A 19549-nucleotide genomic window follows, 5' to 3' on the forward strand; every position below is an offset into this window, starting at 1 on the left:
GGGCTCAGGCAGCAGAAGACATCGCCGGTTCCCCGGCGATCAGGCGGTCGAAATAGTCGGTGGTCAGCGCGATCTGGCTGGCCGGATCTTCAGCACGGTTCACTACCGCGCGGAACGCGGCATTCTCCGGCCGGTCCTTGGCGTACCAGCCCAGGTGCTTGCGTGCGATGCGCACGCCCTGCGGTTCGCCATAGAAATCGTGCAGTGCGTGCAGGTGGCCGAGCAGGATGTCGCGCACTTCGGCCAGCGACGGCGGCGGCAATTCCTCGCCGGTGGCCAGGTAGTGCGCCACCTCGCGGAAGATCCACGGCCGGCCCTGTGCGGAGCGGCCGATCATCACCGCGTCCACGCCGGTCTGCTGCAGTACGAAGGCGGCCTTCTGCGGCGAATCGATATCGCCGTTGGCGATCACCGGGATGCGCAATGCGGCTTTGATCTCGCCGATCGTGGCGTACTCGGCCTGGCCGGTGTAGTGCTGGTCGCGGGTACGGCCGTGCACGGCCAGGGCGGCGATGCCACTGGCCTCGGCGATGCGGGCGATGACCGGGCCATTGCGGTGGTCGCAATCCCAGCCGGTGCGGATCTTCAGCGTCACCGGCACGTCCACCGCGTTGACCACCGCTTCCAGGATGCGCGCGACCAGCTGCTCATCGCGCATCAGCGCAGAGCCCGCCCAGGCGTTGCACACCTTCTTGGCCGGGCAGCCCATGTTGATGTCGATGATCTGCGCGCCATGGTCGACGTTGTAACGCGCCGCCTCGGCCAGCTGCTGCGGCTCGGTACCGGCGATCTGCACGCTGATCGGCGCGGGTTCACCGGCATGGTCCATGCGGTGGATCGACTTGCGCGTGTTCCAGAAGCGCGGGTCGCTGATGGTCATTTCCGAGGCGGCCAGGCCCGCGCCCAGCCGTTTGCACAGCAGGCGGAAGGGCTTGTCGGTGACGCCGGCCATGGGCGCAAGCACGACGTTGGGGGCAATGGAGTACGGGCCGATCTGCATGCGCCCATTGTAGGGCGCGGCCGGCGCCCCGGCGGGGTTGCCGGCCTGCCGGTTCAGGCCGATCCGGACCGACCTCATGCCGGACGGGCATCAACAGATGCTTGACGGTTGCTTCCGTCGCCCCCAAGGGCAGGCGATGGTGGTCGGCTGGGTGTTCCGGCAACGCGCATTCACGCATGGCGTGGATCTACTGCGGGCCCGACCCGCGCGGATGCGGCCTTCGCGCCCCGCGTCCCGGTAGATCCACGCCATGGGTGGATGGGGCCTTGCCCACGAATGTGAAAAGGCCCGGGCATCTGCATGCTCGGGCCCGATCATCATCCCCGAGGGGATGAGGCGTTACTTCACTTCGGCGTCGGCCGGGGTGAAGCGCGGCATTGCCGCGGCCGCGCCTTCCTTCTCGGTCGAACGACCGGCGAACTGGTTGGCGAAGCGCACGTGGCGGGCGAACGGAGCCTCCGGCACCTGGGCGATCGAGGCCACCAGCGCACCGTTGAAGGCATCGCCGGCACCGGTGGTGTCGATCGCCTGCACCTGTTCGGCACCCACGCGGTAGTACGGCTGGGTGTCACCACGCAGGTGCTCGTCGGCATGCGACACGAACACGCCCACCGAACCCAGGGTCACCACTACCGTGCCGTTGCCGACCAGCTTGCGGCACAGCGCATGCAGGCTGGCGCCATCGAGCGCGGCGACGTCGTTGGCATCCACACGCTCACCGACATGACGGCCGAGCAGGGCAGCGAACTCGGTCTCGTTCGGGGTGATCACATCGGCCAGCTTGAGCAGGCCGATGCTCGACGGGGCATCAGCCGGGGCGGCGTTGAGAACGGTGGTGACACCGGCCTCACGGGCCACGGCCAGCGCCGCTTCGATGGTCTGCACCGGCGATTCCAGCTGCACCAGCACCACCTTGGCGCCGGTCAGCAGGGCCTGCTGTTGCTGCACGAAGTCGGTGCTCAGCGCCGCGTTGGCACCCGGGCCGATGACGATGGTGTTGCGGCCACGGGCATCGACATAGATGCCGGCGGTGCCGGTCGGCTCGCTGCTGGCTTCGGCGATCAGCGCGAAACCATCCTGCGCGGCCAGGTCACGGGCAGTGGCACCACCTGCGTCGTCGCCCAGCGCACACAGGAAGCTGGTGTCAGCGCCGGCACGGCAGGCGGCAACGGCCTGGTTGAAGCCCTTGCCACCCGGACCGGTGCTGTAGCGGCCGGCAATGGTCGCACCCGGTGCCGGCAGCGACTCGCACCGCCACACGTGATCGACATTGAAGGAACCGACGACAACGACACTGCTGCTCATAGGGAATCTTTTCTCAAACAAGGGTTCAGCTGAAATGCGTCAGCACGCCGGCGATGGTAGCCGTCATGAAGGTTGCGATGGTACCGCCCAGCACCGCGCGCAGGCCGAACTTGGCCAGATCGTGGCGACGTTCCGGTGCCAGACCGCCGATGCCGCCGATCTGGATCGCAATCGAACTGAAATTGGCGAAGCCGCACAGGGCATAGGTGGCGATCAGGCGACCTTCTTCGGACAGGCTCATGCCTGGAACCTGGCCGTTCACGATACGCGACAGTTCGGTGTAGGCGACGAACTCGTTGATCACGACCTTCTGGCCGATCAGCGAACCGACGGTGGTGGCGTCGGCCCACGGGGTGCCGATCACCCAGGCGATCGGTGCCAGCACGTAGCCGAAGATGGTCGACAGGTCGGTCGGCTTGCCGATCGCAGCCGCCAGGCCGGTGACTTCACCGAGCCAGGTCAGCGGTGCATTGAGCAGCGCGATCAGGGCGATGAAGGCCAGCAGCATCGCACCGATGTTCAGTGCCAGCTTCAGGCCATCACCGGCACCGGCAGCAGCCGCGTCGATGATGTTGCTGGAGGTCTTCTCCACTTCCATCTTGACCGTACCGCGGGTCAGCGGGGTGCCGGTTTCCGGAATCAGCAGCTTGGCCACGACCAGGGTGGCCGGGGCCGCCATGATGCTGGCCGCCAGCAGATGCTTGGCGTAGAACGCCTGCTGCACCGGATCGCCGCCGCCGAGCATGCCCACGTACGCGGCAAGCACGCCGCCGGCGATATGGGCCATGCCGCCGATCATCATCGTCAGCAGCTCGGACTGGGTCATCTTGGCGATGTACGGACGCACCGTCAGCGGTGCCTCGGTCTGGCCGATGAACACGCTGGCGCAGACGCTGGTGGTTTCCGCACCGGACACGCGCATCACCTTGGTGATCGACCAGGCCATCACCCGCACGATCGCCTGCATGACGTTGAGGTGGTACATGACCCCCATCAGCGCCGAGAAGAAGATGATCGTCGGCAGCACCTGGAAGGCGAAGATGAAACCGTAGTTCTTGGTGTCCATCAACGAGCCGAAGATGAAGCTTGAACCCTCGTTGACGAAGCTCAGCACCTTCACGAAGCCCTGGCCCAGCGCATCGAACACGTCGCGCCCGCCCGGTACCAGGATCACCAGTGCCGCAAATGCGATCTGCAGGGAGATGCCGGTGGCGACCAGCTTCCAGTCCACCGCGCGCTTGTTGTTGGAAAACAGCCAGGTGATGCCGATCAGCACCGCCAAACCGAACAGGCCGAAGCCGATCCTGCCCAAACCTTCGACCATCTGAGTGACTCCCCTGGGGCGTCGCGAAAAACGGGAAGCCTAGTGCAGGGCAGGGGCCGGAGCAAGGAAAAGCGGTCTGCGCGCGGCCATCGGCTCCGATCAGGCCAGCAACAGCAAGGGGTTGCGCCTGCCGGGACAGGTAGAATGGTGGCTTGATCCCGGCCCGTATGCGGGCCCGCAGCAGGAGAATCGCATGCTCTACCGTCGCCTTGGCTCCACCGGCCTGCCGATGTCCGCCCTGTCCTTCGGCGCCTGGGTGACCTTCGGCGACCAGGTGCCACGCGATGAGGCGCGCAACCTGGTGGCGGCGGCCTGGGACCATGGCATCAACTTCTTCGACAACGCCGAGGGCTATGCCAACGGCCGCGCCGAGCAGGTGATGGGCGATGTGATTGCCGACCTGCGCCTGCCGCGCGATGGTTTCTGCGTGTCGAGCAAGGTGTTCTTCGGCAGTGCCCAGGACCCGCGGCCGACCCAGCGTGGCCTGTCGCGCAAGCATGTGACCGACGCCTGCCATGCTGCGCTCAAGCGCCTGCGGGTGGAGTACCTGGACCTTTATTACTGTCATCGTCCGGATCCGGACGCTCCGATCGCTGAAACGGTGCATGCCATGGACACCCTGGTCAGGCAGGGCAAGGTGCTGTACTGGGGCACGTCAGAATGGTCGGCCAACCAGATCCAGGAAGCGGTGGACATCGCCGCGCGCCACAACCTGCAGGCACCGTCGATGGAGCAGCCGCAGTACAACCTGCTGCATCGGGAGCGGGTGGAAGTGGAGTACGCGCCGCTGTATGCCACCGCCGGGCTGGGCACCACGATCTTCTCGCCGCTGGCCTCGGGCCTGCTGAGCGGCAAGTACGACGACGGCGTCCCGGCCGATGCACGCCTGGGACGCGAGGGCATGGGCTGGCTGCAGGACCTGGTGCTGGGCGACAACGCCGATGCGCGCCTGGCCCGGGTGCGTCGCTTCAGTGCCGTGGCGCGCGACCTGGGCCACGCCCCGGCCAGCCTGGCCATCGCCTGGTGCCTGCGCAATCCGAACGTGTCCAGTGTGATCCTCGGCGCCAGCCGGGTCAGCCAGCTGCTGCAGAACCTGCAGGCGCTGGACGTGCTGGCGCAGGTGGACGACGCCGGCTGGGCTCAGGTGGAAGCCGTATTCGCCTGAGGGCCGAGGACAGGTTGTAGGGCCGAGCCCACGCTCGGCCGGCCTTACCGCGCCCAATTGCACCTATTGCAATAGGCAAAGGCTATCAAAATTGAAATTTCGATCATTAATTCCATCAATTAAGTTGAGAATGATTGTTGATTGTCAACTGAGAATCATTATCATTTAACTCGTCCCTCGCACGAGTCCAGATGCTCATGAATGCTCAACCTGTACTGCTGCGCCCCGAAACGCTGACCCTCCGCGACCGCCCGGTTCGTGTCGTGCCGCCGGAAGAGGTCATCGACAGCGAAGCCCTGCTCAAGGGCCGTCGTGAAATCCTGATCCAGCACGGTGACCGTTTCTACCGGCTGCGTCATACCAGCAACGACAAGCTGATCCTGACCAAGTAACGCGGTCTGGTCGCCCGCCTCCCTCCCTCCTGTCGGCAGCGCCGACAGGGTGGGCGACCCGTCCGCTCCTGCTCTCTCCCCCTCGGTCTACCGTTCATGCCTGCTTGGTGTGGCGGTGGCCGGGGGTTCCCCTGCCTGACCGAATGATGCCGATGACCCGCCCGACCGCCCTTTCCATTGCCCTGTGGATGGCCCTGCCGCTGTCCGCCCATGCTGCTGCCGATGCCGCGCCCGACGCGCGCGAGTTCGATCGGGTGCAGGTCACCGCCACCCGCACCGAGCGGGCAGTGAGCGATGTCGCGGCCACCGTCGATGTGATCGACCGCGAGCAGATGGACCGGCATCTGGTGCAGGACATCAAGGATCTGGTGCGCTACGAGCCGGGCCTGTCGGTCACCCGCAATGCCACCCGCTTCGGCCTCGACGGTTTCCGCATCCGTGGCCTGGACGGCAACCGCGTGCGCATCCAGACCGACGGCATCGTGATGCCGACCCGCTTCGACATCGGCGCGTTCTCCAGCGCCAATCGCAACTTCACCGACCTCGACACGCTCAAGCGCGTGGAGATCGTGCGCGGACCGGCCAGCTCGCTGTACGGCTCGGACGCACTGGGTGGCGTGGTCGCCTTCGTCACCAAGGACCCGGCCGATTACCTGAAGGACGGCAAGGACAGCTACTTCGGCCTGAAGTTCGGCTACGACGGTGAGTGGAAGGGCCTGCTTGGCGGTGCCACTGCTGCCTTTGGTGGCGAGCACTGGAGCGGCCTGGTCAACGTCAACCACCACCAAGGCCAGGAAACGGACAACAAGGGCACGGTGCGCAGCGACGACCGCACCCGCACTGCCGCCAACCCGCAGGACCGCGACGGTCGCAGTCTGCTCAGCAAGCTGGTCTACGCGCCGAGCGCGGACCAGCGCTTCCGCTTGACGGTGGAAGGCAACGAAGACACCACCGACACCAACGTACTGTCGTCGGTCGGCGTCAACTCGGCCACCGGCATGAAGGCGCACGACACGCAGAAGCGGGGTCGTGTGTCGTTCGCTCACGAGATGGATGCGCTGGACCAGCCGTTCGCCGACAGCATGCACTGGCAGGTGTACGCGCAGAACAGCGAAACCCGGCAGCAGACCGACGAGACCCGCACCGACGGCAGCCGCCGCCACCGCGTTTTCTCCTTCGACCAGCATGCCTATGGCCTGCAGGCGCAGTTCAACAAGGCCTTCAGCACCGGCGCGGTCGAGCACGCGCTGACGTACGGCCTCGAAGGCACCCGTACCGAAATCCGCCAGAAGCGCGACGGCTACCAGGTCAGCAAGGCCGGCGTGGTCAGCAAGGCCATCGTCCCCGATGTGTTCCCGGTGCGTGACTTCCCGATCAGCAAGACCACCGAACTGGGTCTGTACGCCCAGGACGAGATGCGCTTTGCCGATGGCCGGCTGTCGCTGGTGCCGGGCGTGCGCGTCGATCGCTACGAGCTGAAGCCGGAAGTGGACAGCATCTTTGCCGAGGACAATCCGACCACGGCCGTGGCGCAGCTGAAGAAGACCAGCGTGTCGCCAAAGCTGGGCATGGTCTGGCGCTTCGACGACCAGTGGTCGCTGTTTGCCGGCTACGCACGTGGCTTCCGCTCGCCGCCGTACAACGACGTCAACATCGGCCTGACCAACGTCGCCTTCGGTTACACCGCCATCGCCAACCCGGATCTCAAGCCGGAAACCAGCGATGGCTACGAACTGGGCCTGCGCTTCATCGCACCGGCGGCCTACGTCAGCGTCAGCGGCTACTACAACGACTACAAGAACTTCATCGAGTCCAACATCAACACCGGCCGCAATGCACAGGGTCTGATGGTGTTCCAGTCGCAGAACATCGCCGACGCTCGCATCTACGGTGCCGAAATGAAGGCCGGCATCGAGTTCGGCGAACTCAGCCCGGCGCTGAAGGGCTGGGCACTGCGCAGCGCGCTGGCGTGGTCACGTGGTGACAACAAGACCGACGACGAACCACTGGCCTCGGTCGACCCGCTGCGCGGCACGCTGGGCCTGATGTACGACACCGACAGCTGGGGCGTTGAACTGGCCGGTACCTTCGTGCAGCGCAAGAAGCGCCTGCCGCCGCCCGCCGCGCAGACCAACCCGAACGCACCAGCGCCGTTCGTCTACCAGCCGGCAGGTTATGGCGTGCTGGACCTGATGGCGCACTGGAACTTCGCACCGGGCGCGACCTTCAACGTCGGCGTGTTCAACCTGGCCGACAAGCGCTACATCGAATGGTCCTCGATCACCCCGAGCCTGATCACCGACCGCGCGCTGAGCGATCGCTTCAGCAGCCCCGGCCGCACCTTCTCCGCCAGCCTCGCCGTTTCCTGGTGACCTCATGAGCCGAGCACTGTCCGCACGCAGGAATGACTCCACCGCCGCGCCACACAGCGCGGCCTGGCCGACCCCGGCACAGCTGGCCACGCTCGGCACCGTGTTGTGCCTGTACCACGCCGACGGCAACGAGCTGGGCGGCTGGCGCCAGGCAGTGCGCGTGCATGCCTGCCAGGGCGTGGACAGCGAGGGCCTGCGCGAAAGCCTTTGCTTCCTCGATGCACGCGGCCGCTGCGTGTGGCGCCTGTACCTGTTGCCGGACAGTGATTTCCTGGCCTGGGATCGGCTGGTGGCGACGCTGCCGCCAGGCCCGGAACACGACAGCGACGCCAGCGTCGGCGAGCGACTGTGGCGGCGCCTGGCCGGCCACCTCGGCGGCCAGCGCTGGCGCCTGTGCACGCTGCGCCTGCACGCTGCCGACGAGGGGCGGACCCTGGCCGCCAGCCTGTCCACGTTGTCGTCGCTCGGCGCGGCCACCGCGCGACGCATCGCCCGCCTGGAAGGCGCCGAAGGCGAACTGGCGATCGACGACTGTTGTTGTGCCGATGCCGCACGCCGCCCTGCCGCGCGCGCTCCCGGCGACCTGCCGCTGGTTCGCCTGTGACCTGATTGCGATGGATCGACTGCTGGCCAGGATGGCCTCTCCACGAAACCTGCAACCCCGAAGGAAGACCCGATGAAGTTCCAGACAGCCAGCGTGATGGTGCTGCTCGCCGCCAGTGGCGCCGCCAGCGCGCAGCCCTCCGACATCGCCCGCGACCATGACAGCATCCTGGCCATGCAGGGTGAGTACACGGTGGATTTCGCCTTCGATGAGACCGTGCTGCTGAAGCCGGGTTACGAGCGCGCACCGGCCATGCGCAGCGGCGGCAACGAAGTGGTGATCGTGGTCGAGGACAGCCCGAAGCGCATCGTCCTGCAGCACCTGCTGGTGGACAGCAAGAGCGGCCACGTGACCAAGCACTGGCGCCAGGACTGGGTGTACGAAGCGCCGAACCGCTTCGAGTTCAGCGCCGACCAGACCTGGCAGGTACGCACGATTGCGGCCGCGACCAACAAGGGGGCCTGGACCCAGTGCGTGTATGAAGTCAGCGATGCACCGCGCTACTGCGGCACCGGCACGTGGACCTACAGCAACAACGTGCCGACCTGGACCAGCGACATCAGCTGGCGCCCGCTGCCACGCCGCGAGTACACCAAGCGCAGCGATTACAACGCGCTGGCCGTGGTCAATCGCCACACCTTGACCCCGAACGGCTGGACCCACGAGCAGTTCAACACCAAGGTGCAGCGCAACGCTGATGGCAGCCAGGTCGAAATCGCCCGCGAATTCGGCTTCAACGACTACATCAAGACCACCGAGGTCGACTTCACCCCGGCGCGTGATTACTGGAAGGCCACTGCCGGTTACTGGAGCAAAGTGCGCCAGCGTTGGGACGGCTTCCTGACCCAGGCCCCGGGCGTGCACCTGAAGACCAAGCTCGACGGCATGGCGATGATCATCCCGTTGTTCACCCAGGCCGAGGACGTGCAGGCCGGCAAGAAGGTGAAGGACAAGCAGATCGACGACGTCTTCGCCAAGTACGTGGAAAAGGCGCCGAAGGAAGGGTGATCGCTGCGGCGGGTGTCGGACGTGCACTGCACTGGTGGGTGCCGAGCTTGCTCGGCACTGCATCCACGCATGGCGTGGATCTACCGGAGCCATCGGCACTGCATCCACGCATGGCGTGGATCTACCGGAGCCATCGGCACTGCATCCACGCATGGCGTGGATCTACTGGAGCCATCGGCACTGCATCCACGCATGGCGTGGATCTACCGGAGCCATCGGCACTGCATCCACGCATGGCGTGGATCTACTGGCATGCGCGGCGTGGATCTACTGGGGTTATCGCTGGTAGATCCACGCCATGCGTGGATGCCTTTGCTTTCACAACAGCGTCAGGCCTCGCGCAATGCCAATGCTGGCGGCGTGTGCAGGATCCGCCGGGTGCCCAACCAGCCGGCCAGCAGGCTCAGGCCAATGCCGAGTAGCCCACCCAGCAGCAGACCCGGCCACGGCGGCAGCAGCGGCAGTTCGAACACCTTCTGCGACACCGCCACGCCGATCACCGCTGCCGCGCCCACCGCCAACAGCGCCGCCAGCGCGCCCAGCGCCCCGAACTCGACCAGTACCGCGCCACGCAGCTGCCGCCGCGTTGCACCCAGCGTGCGCAGCACCGCGCTGTCATAGCGCCGCTCGCCAGCCGTCGCCTGCAGTGCCGCCAGCAGCACCAGCACACCGGCCAGCAGGCTGAACACCATCACCAGCTGCACCGCCTGCGCCACCCGTTCCATCACGTCGCGCACCTGCGAGATCACCGCATCCACGTCCAGCAGCGACAGGTTCGGCTGCGCACGCACCAGTGCCCCGAGACCCGCCGCCTGTCCCGCCGGCAGATGGAACGCCGACAGCAGGTTGTGCGGTGTATCGCCCACTGCGTTCGGGTTCAGCAGCACGAAGAAGTTCGGCCGGAAAGTGTTCCAGTCGGCCTTGCGCACGCTGGTGACGCTGAACTCGCGCTCCTGCTCGCCCACTGCAATGGTGATGCGGTCGCCCGGGTGCATGCCGTAGCGCTTGGCCCAGCCGATCTCCACCGAGGCCTCGGCAGCGGTGCTGTCCGGCGTCCAGAACGTGCCGTTGACCAGCGTATTGGCCGGCGGGAACGTGCTGCGCCAGCTGAAGTTCAGTGGCCGGTTCTCGTCATCGTCGTCGCGCTGTCCTTCGCCCTGCGGCTGATTGTCGTCCGGCGTGCGGTCCACCCGCAGCGGTGGTTTGCCGTTGATTGCAATCAAGCGGCCGGTGGCCATCGGTTCGATGCTGGCATCATCCGCACCCAGGCCCTGCAGTGCGGCCAGCACGCTGTCGCGCTGCTCGGGCTGGATGTTGATCAGGAAGTAGTTCGGTGTGTCCGCGGGCAGGCGCTCGCGCCACTGCTGCAGCAGGCCGGGGCCGATCACTGCCAGCAACAGCAGGGCGCACAGCGACAGTGACAGCCCTACCAGCTGCATCACTGCCAGCATCCGCCGCCGCGTCAGCGCGGCCAGGCCCAATCGCCAGTTGCCGTGCAGACGATGCTGCAGGCCTCGCAGCAGCTGCAGCAGCAGGAATCCGACCACGCCTGCGGCGACCGCCAGACCGGCCAGGCCCCCCAGCACCCACAGGGCCAGCTTCAGATCGCCGGTGACCTGCACCGCCAGTACCAGGCTGGCCGCCAGTGCGGCCACATAGGCCAGCAGCGAGGCCGGCGGCAAGGCGGCAAACGAGCGGTTGAGCACGCGCATCGGCGGCACCCCACGCAGGCGCAGCAGCGGCGGCAGTCCGAAGCCGAACAGCAGCAACAGGCCGATCCCCGCGCCGGTCAGCGCAGGCATCGCTTCGGGCAACGGCAGGCGTTGCGGCACCAGGCTGCCCAGCACCTGCACCAGTCCTTCCTGCGCCGCCATGCCCAGGCCGATGCCGATCGCACAGGCCGGCACGGCCAGCATCAGCAGCTGCAGGGCCAGGCCAGCGAGGATGTCGCGCTGGCGTGCGCCCAGGCAACGCAGGATCGCCACCTGGTCGATGCGACGCAGGGCGAACCGGTTGGCAGCCAGTGCGGTGGCCACGCCAGCCAGCAGTACCGCCAGCAGCGCGCTCAGGCCGAGGAAACGACCGGCCAGGTCGAAGGCCTGGCGCACACCGCGCTGGGTATCGTTCACGCTGAGCAGGCGCATGCCTTTCACCTGCGGCAGCAACCATTGCCGGAAGGCCGCGATATCGGTGGCGGTGCCCGCGAACATCAACCTGTAGTTGATGCGGCTGCCGGGGCCGAGCAGGCCCGTGCCTTCCACATCGGCGCGGTTGACCAGCAGGGTCGGCGACAGCGTCAGCAGGTCGCCGCCGGCATCCGGTTCCGATTCGATGATGCCGGCGATGCGCAGCGTGCCCGCACCGAATTCCAGATCGTCGCCGGCCTTCAGGCCCAGCGCCTGCAGCAGGCGCGGATCGGCATAGGCCTGGCCCTTGGCCGGCATCCCGGCATCGGCGATCAGCGCGCCGCCCGGCGTAGCGCGCACGCGCAGCGCGCCACGCAGCGGATAGCCTGCTTCCACGGCCTTGATGCTGGCCATCTGGCTGGCATCGCCCTGGAACAGCACGCTGCCGAAGCTGGCCAGCCGCGTGTGCGCCAGGCCGCGTCGCTGCGCTTCGTCGGCGAACGCGGCAGGCGGGTCGTCGCGCCCGGCCACGCCGAGGTCGCCGCCGAGCATTTCCGCCGCGCTGCCGGTCAGGGCCAGGTTGACCCGGTTGACCAGCGTGCCCACTGCCGTCATCACCGCCACGCCCAGTACCAGGGCGGCGAAGACGGTCAGCAGGTCACCGGCCAGGGCTTCGCGGCGCAGCGCGCGCCACGCATGCCGCAGCAGGTTCATGCGTCCACTCCATGTTCCACCGGCTGCAGGCGGCCGTTGTCGATGCGATGGATGTACTGGCAGCGCTGTGCCAGGCGCAGGTCGTGGGTGACCAGCACCAGCGTGGTACCGCTGCCGGCGTTGAGTTCGAACAGCAGATCGCTGATGTGCTGGCCGGTGGCCTGGTCCAGCGAGCCGGTGGGTTCATCGGCGAACAGGATGCGCGGGCGGCTGACGAACGCGCGGGCGAGGGCGACACGCTGCTGCTCGCCGCCGGACAGCTGCCGCGGATAGTGGCGGGCGCGGTGCGAGAGCCCTACCGCAGCCAGCACCTCATCCACCCGCGTGCGGTCCTCGCGACCCGCCAGTTCCAGCGGCAGCGCGATGTTTTCGGCCGCCGTCAGCGCCGGCAGCAGGTGGAAGCTCTGGAACACGAAGCCGACGTCGCGTGCGCGCAGCTGTGCACGGGCTTCTTCGTCCAACGCCGTCAGATCCTGGCCCGCCAGCGTGATGCGGCCGCGGCTGGGCAGGTCCAGCCCGGCCAGCAGGCCGAGCAGGGTGGTCTTGCCGGAACCGGAGGCGCCGACGATGGCCACGCTGGTCCCTTCATGGACGGTCAGGGTGATGTTGTCCAGTATGTGGACTTCACCCTCCGGGCCATGCACGGATTTGCCGACGTGGTCGACGGCGATGGCGACGGGCGCGCTGCGGGGGGACAGGCTGTCGATGAGGAGACTCCAATGCACAAGACGGGATGGAGCCGGCAAGCCGGCGCAATGATGGTGCTGTTGCTAGGGTTGCTGCTGTTGCCGGCACTGGCGTGTGCCAAAGGTCCGGCCACCGGTACCGTGCTGGTGCTCGGTGACAGCCTCAGTGCCGCCCACAATATCCCGGCCGATGCAGGCTGGGTCAGCCTGCTGCAGCAGCGGGTCAGGCAGCAGTCGAAAACCCCGCCGCGCATCGTCAACGCCAGCATGAGCGGGGAAACCACTGCCGGCGCGCTGACCCGCCTGCCGGGCCTGCTCGGGCGGGAAAAGCCCACGGTGGTGGTGATCGCCCTCGGTGGCAACGATGCGCTGCGCGGCCTGACCCCGGCGCAGGTGCAGGGCAACCTGGAAAAAATGGTACAGGCAAGCCAGAGGGCCGGTGCCAAGGTGCTGCTGCTGGGCATCGACGTGCCGCCCAACTATGGGCCGGGCTACCGCCAGCGCCTGGCGGCGGCGTACCGCGCACTTGCCACGCAGTACAAGGTGCCGTTGCTGCCGTTCCTGCTGGAAGGCGTGGCCCTGCAGCCGGGATTGATGCAGGCCGATGGCCTGCATCCCACCGCGCAGGCGCAGCCGAAAGTGCTGGACAACGTATGGCCGCTGCTGAAACCGCTGCTGTGAGCACGCCATCTTCTTTTCATTGACGCAACTTCACATCGCGTGCACCGTCGATCGGGCATGTTTCACAAAGCTGAAGAAAGAGGGATTCTCATGCGTCAGACGAAGGAGACTTCCGGCTTGGTGCTGGTGGTCGAAGACAACCGCAATATCTCCGAGATGATCGGTGAATACCTGGAAGGCCGTGGCTTCGAGGTGGACTATGCGCAGGATGGCCTGGACGGCTACCGTCTGGCTGCCGAGAACAGCTACGACGTGGTCGTGCTGGACCTGATGCTGCCGCGGCTGGATGGCATCGAAGTGTGCCGCCGGCTGCGCAACGATGCGCGCAAGTCGACCCCGGTGCTGATGCTGACCGCGCGCGACACGCTGGATGACAAGCTCACCGGCCTCGGTTTTGGTGCCGATGATTACCTGACCAAGCCGTTTGCGATCCAGGAACTGGAAGCCCGCCTGCGAGCGCTGATCCGCCGTGAACGTCGCCAGGTCGGTTCGGAAGTGCTCAAGGTCGCCGACCTGGTGCTCGATCCGGTCAGCATGCGTGCCACGCGTGCCGGCACCGAGCTGCAGCTGTCGCCGATCGGCCTGCGCCTGCTGACCATCCTGATGCGCGAATCGCCGCGTGTGGTCACCCGCCAGGAAATCGAACGCGAAATCTGGGGCAACGGCCTGCCTGATTCGGACACGTTGCGCAGCCATCTGTACAACCTGCGCAAGATCATCGACAAGCCGTTCGACCGGCCGCTGCTGCACACCGTGCAGAGCGCGGGCTATCGCATCGCCGATATTGCCCAGCCGATGGCCTGATCGACGTCGTGCCGGTGTTGCAGCAGAACCGGCACGGCCGTGGTCGGCAGGGAAGGGGTGAACGTTCCGGATGCCCGGTCGTCATCGTCCATGCACGATCACGGCACAGCGCGCTGCCTATAATCGCAGCGCTCTGACCGGGACACCGCAATGCCGCACGGCCTGCCGCGCAAGATCCGTATCGCCTTCATCCTGCAAGCCGTGCTGGCCAGCCTGGGTATCCTGCTGGGTGCCTGGCTGGTTTCGCTGGTGATCAAGCACAGCCTGGTCGGCGCTGCCCTGCGCGAAGAAGCGGCGTACTACTGGACGCTGCACGAGGCCTCGCCCGTGCAGCCGCCGCCCAATACCCAGAACATCCGTGGCTACCTGCTGGAACGCGGGCAGTCCAGCCTGTCACTGCCCGCCAACCTGCGCACGTTGGAACCGGGTTTCCACGAACTGCCCGACGATGATCAGCTGGTGCTGGTCGACGCCCGCGAACAGGGGCGCCTGTACCTGGTGTTCCTGCGCTCGCGCGCGGAGATGCTGGCGTTCTGGTTCGGCATCGTGCCGGTGCTGCTGACCCTGCTGGCGGTGTATGGCGCCTCCTGGATCACCTACCGTGCCTCCAAGCGCCTGGTATCACCGGTGAACTGGCTGGCGCGCCGCGTCTCGCGCTGGGATCCGGGTCATCCGGAAGCGGCCGATCTGGAACCGAACAAGCTGCCTGCGGACATGCAGGGCGAGACCCGGCAACTGGCAGCGGCGCTGCATTCGCTGGCCAACCGGGTCACTGCGCACGTGGCACGCGAGCGCAACTTCACCCGTGATGCCAGCCATGAACTGCGCACGCCGCTGACGGTCATCCGGGTGGCCAGCGACATGGCGCTGGGCGATGAAAGCCTGGAGCCGCGCCTGCGCCGCAGCCTGCAGCGCATCCAGCGTGCCGGGCGGGACATGGAAGCGGTGATCGATGCGTTCCTGATCCTGGCCCGCGAGGCCGACGTCGAGCCGCAGGTGGAACTGTTCGACGTCAACGACATCGTCCGCTACGAAGTGGACAACGCCAACGAACTGCTGGTGGGGCGGCCGCTGGCGGTGCACCTGCACAGCGATGCGGCCGTGCAGCTGCACGCACCGCCGCGGGTGCTGCAGGTGGTGGTCAGCAACCTGGTGCGCAATGCCTGCAGTTATACCGACGAAGGTCGCATCGACGTGCACGTGCACAACGACCGGGTGGTGGTAAGCGATACCGGCATCGGCATGTCCGCCGACGCACTGTCGCGTGCGTTCGAGCCGTTCTATCGTGCCGATCCCAGCCGTCCGCAGGGTACGGGCCTGGGCCTGTCGATCGTGCGTCGCCTGTGTGATCGCTTCGGCTGGAAGGTCAGTTTGACCAGCGAGCTGGGCAAGGGCACCGAGGCGACGGTGGTTTTCCGCTGAGGGCCGGGCGGCGAAGCAACAGCAACAGCGGACATTCCGTGGGATGGCGGGGCGCTGTGGGTTTGCAGGACACGCCGTAAACCNNTGGCGCCAACGGTCCTGCAAACCCACAGCGCCCCGCCTTCGACAGGTTCCGCGATCTGCGGTAGATCCACGCCATGCGTGGATGAGCGTCCCCGGTAGTGCCGGCCGCTGGCCGGCAACCCCGGCATCACTCAGTTGCAGTTGACCTTCGGCGCCAGCGCCTTGGTCCAGATCGCATAGCCGGCCGGGGTCATGTGCAGCATGTCCTCGCGGAACAACGCGGCATCGGGCTGGCCATCGGCCCCGAGCATCGGTGTGTAGATGTCGGTGTAGCCGGTGTTGGGCAGCTTCGCCAGCGCAGCCTTGATCTTCGCGTTGGCGTCGTTGATCGCCGGCAGCAGATGCGCCCGCGACGGGCTGGGCTTGATGGAGACGTACTCCACCTTCGTCTTCGGCAGGTCGCGATGCACGCGCTGCACGAAGGCCACCACGTCGTCGCGTACCTGGGTTGCGCTGCGGCCGCTGTTGAGGTCGTTGTCGCCGGCGTAGAAGAACACCTTGCACGGCGCGTACGGCACGATGGCCTGGCCGGCATACCAGGTGCTGTCGCGCACTTCCGAACCGCCGAAGCCGCGGTTGAACACCGGTTGCCCCGGGAAGTCCTGGGCCAGGCTGTCCCACATGCGGAAGGACGAGCTGCCGATGAATTCAATGCCACCGCGCGGCGGCGGATTGGTCCGGTCAGCACTGGCGAAGGACGCCATGTCGGCGGCCCAGGCCACGTTGGAGACCTGTGCGGGTACCTGCGGCGGCGCCGGCGGGCTCAAGGCCTGGGCCAGCGGCGCGGCCAGCAGGCCAAGCAGGATCAGGCAGGTGCGGGGACGGGTCATCAGGCACTCCGGCAGGGCAGGGGGCATCCATCATAGAAGCTGGCCTGGCCCCACGCTTGGCCGCGCCGGGCCGTTCGCGGGGCCTCGCGGCGCGGCGTCCGGGGGTGCCGTGGCCGCCCTTGTGGCAAAATGGGGGCTGTCTGCCTATCCCTGTGCACCCATGATTCCCTGCCGTGCGTCTGAGCGGTCGCTGCGCCGCGCCCCTGTTGCTGGATGCTTCACCCGTGGCTGATCAGTTCGGCCACATGCCCCGCGGCCCGCGCCGTATCTTCCAGGCCGCCCGCTGGTCCTGGCAGGGCCTGCGAGCTGCCTGGCTGCATGAGTCCTCATTCCGGCTGGAGGTCTACCTGCTGGTGCTGCTGACGCCGCTGGCGATCTGGCTGGGCCAGACACCGGTGGAGCGCGCGCTGATGATCGGCTCGATGCTGCTGGTGCTGGCGATGGAGCTGGCCAACTCGGCCATCGAGGCGGTGATCGAGCGCTATGGCGCGGAAATCCACGAACTGGCCGGCCGCGCCAAGGACATGGGCTCGGCGGCAGTGTTCGTGCTGATGATGAACGTGCTGCTGTGCTGGGCCCTGGTGCTGGTGCCGCGATTGTTCCCGGCCAGCGTCGGCTGATCCTTCTTCCTCCCCCCTTGTTGAAGACTTCCCATGTCCCTTGAGCTTCTCGCCGATCCGAATGTCTGGTTGACCCTGTTCACCTTGAGCGCGCTGGAAATCGTGCTCGGCATCGACAATCTGGTGTTCATCTCCATCGCCGTCAGCAAGCTGCCCGAAGAGCGCCGCCCGTTCGCGCGCCGCCTCGGCATCGCCGTGGCCTGCATCACCCGTATCGGCCTGCTGGTGTCGCTGGCGTACCTGGCGCACATGCAGGCGAATCTGTTCACCGTGGCCGGCATGGGCATCTCCATCCGCGACCTGGTGCTGATCGTCGGTGGCCTGTTCCTGATCATCAAGGGCTGGATGGAGATCAAGGAAATGATCTCCGGTGGCGAGGACGAGGATCCGACCACCACCAAGACCTCGGCCGTGTTCGGCTACGTGATCGCGCAGATCGCGATCATCGACATCGTGTTCTCGCTGGACTCGGTGATCACCGCCGTCGGCATCGCCGACCACGTGCCGGTGATGGTCGCTGCGATCCTGCTGTCGGTGGCGGTGATGCTGCTGGCCGCCAACCCGCTGGGCCGTTTCATCGATGCCAACCCGACCGTGAAGATGCTGGCCCTGGCCTTCATCCTGCTGATCGGTGCGGTGCTGATCCTGGACGGCCTGGACGTGCACGTGCCCAAGCCCTACATCTACGCCGCGATGGGCTTCTCGGTGCTGGTGGAGTGGCTGAACCTGCTGATGCGCCGCCGCGCACGCGAACACCACGTGCCGGGTGCCGGCGACTGGTAAGCACTACCCCGAACCCCCGGCCAGCGCCGGGGGTTCTGCTTTCCGGGCGCCGCTGCGCTCGCCGGGCATGGCCCGGCGCTACCCGGATGGCCGACCTGCCCGCCACTTGTGAATCGGGATCAACACTGTTTTCCCGCGCCGAGGCTTACTCCCGGCCGGCAAAGCGCGCAGGCTACGCGCTCATTTTCCACAGGGCCTGCCCCACGCAGGCAACTCCCATGAATTCCAGAGCCGCTTTGCTGGCACTCGCCGTCGGCGCCTTCGCCATTGGTACCACCGAGTTCACCCCGATGGGCCTGTTGCCGGTCATCGCCAACGGAGTGGGGGTCAGCATTCCCACTGCCGGCATGCTGATCACCGCCTACGCGGTGGGCGTGATGCTGGGCGCGCCGGTGATGACCCTGCTGATGGGACGCTTCGGCAAGCGCACCGCGCTGATGCTGCTGATGTCGATCTTCATCGTCGGCAACGTGCTGTCGGCGCTGGCCCCGAACTACGGCCTGCTGCTGCTGTCGCGTCTGGTGACCAGCCTCAATCACGGCGCGTTCTTCGGCATCGGCGCGGTGGTCGCCGCCAGCCTGGTGCCCAAGGACAAGCAGGCGGCAGCAGTGGCAACGATGTTCATGGGCCTGACCATCGCCAACATCGGCGGCGTGCCGCTGGCGACCTGGGTCGGCCAGCAACTGGGTTGGCGTTTGGCTTTTGCCGGCACTGCCGTACTCGGCGTGGTGGCGATCACCGCCTTGGCCATGGCACTGCCGGCCTCCGCAGCGGGTGCACGCCCGGATGTCCGGCGTGAACTGAAATCGATCATGCAGCCGCAGGTGCTGCTGGCGATGGCGACCACGGTGCTGGGTGCAGGCGCGATGTTCACTCTCTACACCTACGTAGCGCCAGTGTTGACCGAGCTGACCGGCGCCTCGAACGCTTTCATTGCGTTGTCGCTGGCACTGATCGGTATTGGTTTCACCGTTGGCAACGGCATCGGCGGACGCATGGCAGACTGGTCGCTGGACGGCGCGACCCGCATTCTGCTGGCGGTGCTGGCAGCGCTGATGTTCGTGCTGCCGCTGGCCTTCATGAGCCACGCGACCGCAGCGCTTGGCGTGTTGCTGTTCGGCGCGGCGACCTTCGCCATCGTGCCGCCGTTGCAGATCCGGGTGATGCAGGCCGCCAGCGAGGCGCCGGGACTGGCGTCGTCGATCAACGTCGGTGCGTTCAACCTCGGCAATGCACTGGGCGCGGCGCTGGGTGGTGCGGTGATCAGCCTTGGGCTGGGCTACGCGGCGATTCCGGTGGCCGGTGGCCTGCTGGCGGCGTCGGCGCTGCTGCTGGCGTGGCTGGGGCGCAGCCGCACTGCGGTGGCTGAAGCCTGCTGAGAGATGTGTTCCGGCAGGGCTGCGCCCTGCACCCGCCGAAGCGGTAGTGCCGGCCGCTGGCCGGCAACCTCAACAGCAACGGCAAAAACTGGCTATCCGTGGGATGGCGGGGTGGGTCCGGTGGCAGGGGACGGCGCAAGTACGTCCCTGTAGCCTCGGTCGCGCCATCCATGGCGCTCACGCCCCTGCCACCGGACCTACCCCGCCTTCGACAAGACAACCGGCGCGGGCGTAACGCCGATGGCTGGCT

Annotated in this window: 17 protein-coding genes; 11 read left to right on the top strand and 6 right to left on the bottom strand. The window is 66.9% G+C overall.

The annotated features are described in order from the left end of the window. Positions 1-4 precede the first annotated feature (4 nt). The 3 genes from dusB to H3005_RS13945 all read right to left on the bottom strand — a co-directional run bounded on the left by dusB (position 5) and on the right by H3005_RS13945 (position 3629). Positions 5-1000, bottom strand: a complete 996-nt coding sequence (dusB, locus tag H3005_RS13935; RefSeq protein WP_099820273.1) for a tRNA dihydrouridine synthase DusB — start codon at positions 998-1000, stop codon at positions 5-7. A 339-nt stretch (positions 1001-1339) separates the two neighbouring features. Further along, positions 1340-2305 (bottom strand): ribokinase, encoded by a 966-nt coding sequence (locus H3005_RS13940; RefSeq protein ID WP_100551587.1) that lies wholly within the window; start codon positions 2303-2305, stop codon positions 1340-1342. Between the two features lie 25 nt (positions 2306-2330). After that, complete coding sequence (locus H3005_RS13945) at positions 2331-3629, bottom strand: nucleoside transporter C-terminal domain-containing protein (RefSeq protein ID WP_100551588.1); 1299 nt, start codon at positions 3627-3629, stop codon at positions 2331-2333. A gap of 193 nt (positions 3630-3822) precedes the next feature. On the opposite strand from H3005_RS13945, the gene H3005_RS13950 reads away from it, so the two are divergent. From H3005_RS13950 to H3005_RS13970, 5 genes are all read left to right on the top strand, one after another. Beyond that, on the top strand, positions 3823-4794 hold the full coding sequence (locus H3005_RS13950) for an aldo/keto reductase (protein WP_100551589.1): 972 nt from the start codon (positions 3823-3825) through the stop codon (positions 4792-4794). Between the two features lie 197 nt (positions 4795-4991). Further along, positions 4992-5186 (top strand): hemin uptake protein HemP, encoded by a 195-nt coding sequence (locus H3005_RS13955; protein ID WP_005412278.1) that lies wholly within the window; start codon positions 4992-4994, stop codon positions 5184-5186. Between the two features lie 152 nt (positions 5187-5338). After that, positions 5339-7558 (top strand): TonB-dependent hemoglobin/transferrin/lactoferrin family receptor, encoded by a 2220-nt coding sequence (locus H3005_RS13960; protein WP_279324067.1) that lies wholly within the window; start codon positions 5339-5341, stop codon positions 7556-7558. A 4-nt stretch (positions 7559-7562) separates the two neighbouring features. Next, positions 7563-8162: a Hemin transport protein gene (locus tag H3005_RS13965; RefSeq protein ID WP_089238839.1), complete on the top strand. Its 600-nt coding sequence runs from the start codon at positions 7563-7565 to the stop codon at positions 8160-8162. 72 nt (positions 8163-8234) lie between these two features. Then, the gene (locus tag H3005_RS13970; protein ID WP_100551590.1) at positions 8235-9170 is read left to right on the top strand and encodes a DUF6607 family protein; all 936 of its coding nucleotides are present in this window, start codon (positions 8235-8237) and stop codon (positions 9168-9170) included. Positions 9171-9499: 329 nt separating this feature from the next. Here the strand turns inward: H3005_RS13970 and H3005_RS13975 are convergent, their stop codons facing one another. Both H3005_RS13975 and H3005_RS13980 read right to left on the bottom strand, forming a co-directional pair. Beyond that, complete coding sequence (locus tag H3005_RS13975; protein WP_191078425.1) at positions 9500-12010, bottom strand: FtsX-like permease family protein; 2511 nt, start codon at positions 12008-12010, stop codon at positions 9500-9502. Further along, on the bottom strand, positions 12007-12654 hold the full coding sequence (locus H3005_RS13980) for an ATP-binding cassette domain-containing protein (RefSeq protein ID WP_033832045.1): 648 nt from the start codon (positions 12652-12654) through the stop codon (positions 12007-12009). The genes H3005_RS13975 and H3005_RS13980 overlap by 4 nt, the downstream gene beginning before the upstream one ends. 75 nt (positions 12655-12729) lie before the next feature. Between H3005_RS13980 and H3005_RS13985 the strand changes: the two genes are divergently transcribed. The 3 genes from H3005_RS13985 to H3005_RS13995 all read left to right on the top strand — a co-directional run bounded on the left by H3005_RS13985 (position 12730) and on the right by H3005_RS13995 (position 15603). Then, a complete protein-coding gene (locus H3005_RS13985) occupies positions 12730-13377 on the top strand; it encodes an arylesterase (RefSeq protein WP_100551592.1) in 648 nt (215 codons plus the stop codon). Positions 13378-13467: 90 nt separating this feature from the next. Then, positions 13468-14181 carry a response regulator transcription factor gene (locus tag H3005_RS13990; protein WP_002811889.1) on the top strand — a complete coding sequence of 238 codons (714 nt, stop codon included), beginning with the start codon at positions 13468-13470 and terminating at the stop codon, positions 14179-14181. Positions 14182-14331: 150 nt separating this feature from the next. Beyond that, the gene (locus tag H3005_RS13995; RefSeq protein WP_100551593.1) at positions 14332-15603 is read left to right on the top strand and encodes a HAMP domain-containing sensor histidine kinase; all 1272 of its coding nucleotides are present in this window, start codon (positions 14332-14334) and stop codon (positions 15601-15603) included. Between the two features lie 215 nt (positions 15604-15818). Here H3005_RS13995 and H3005_RS14000 read toward each other — a convergent pair whose 3' ends face one another. Continuing rightward, positions 15819-16517, bottom strand: a complete 699-nt coding sequence (locus H3005_RS14000; RefSeq protein WP_191078426.1) for an SGNH/GDSL hydrolase family protein — start codon at positions 16515-16517, stop codon at positions 15819-15821. A gap of 224 nt (positions 16518-16741) precedes the next feature. Here H3005_RS14000 and H3005_RS14005 point away from each other — a divergent pair, with 224 nt between their 5' ends. From H3005_RS14005 to H3005_RS14015, 3 genes are all read left to right on the top strand, one after another. After that, complete coding sequence (locus H3005_RS14005) at positions 16742-17137, top strand: diacylglycerol kinase (RefSeq protein ID WP_025877898.1); 396 nt, start codon at positions 16742-16744, stop codon at positions 17135-17137. Positions 17138-17170: 33 nt separating this feature from the next. Further along, the gene (locus H3005_RS14010; RefSeq protein ID WP_099820261.1) at positions 17171-17920 is read left to right on the top strand and encodes a TerC family protein; all 750 of its coding nucleotides are present in this window, start codon (positions 17171-17173) and stop codon (positions 17918-17920) included. A gap of 218 nt (positions 17921-18138) precedes the next feature. After that, on the top strand, positions 18139-19299 hold the full coding sequence (locus H3005_RS14015) for an MFS transporter (protein WP_100551595.1): 1161 nt from the start codon (positions 18139-18141) through the stop codon (positions 19297-19299). Positions 19300-19549 lie beyond the last annotated feature (250 nt).

The sequence above is a fragment of the Stenotrophomonas sp. Br8 genome, assembly GCF_014763005.1.
Classification (GTDB): Bacteria; Pseudomonadota; Gammaproteobacteria; order Xanthomonadales; family Xanthomonadaceae; genus Stenotrophomonas; species Stenotrophomonas lactitubi.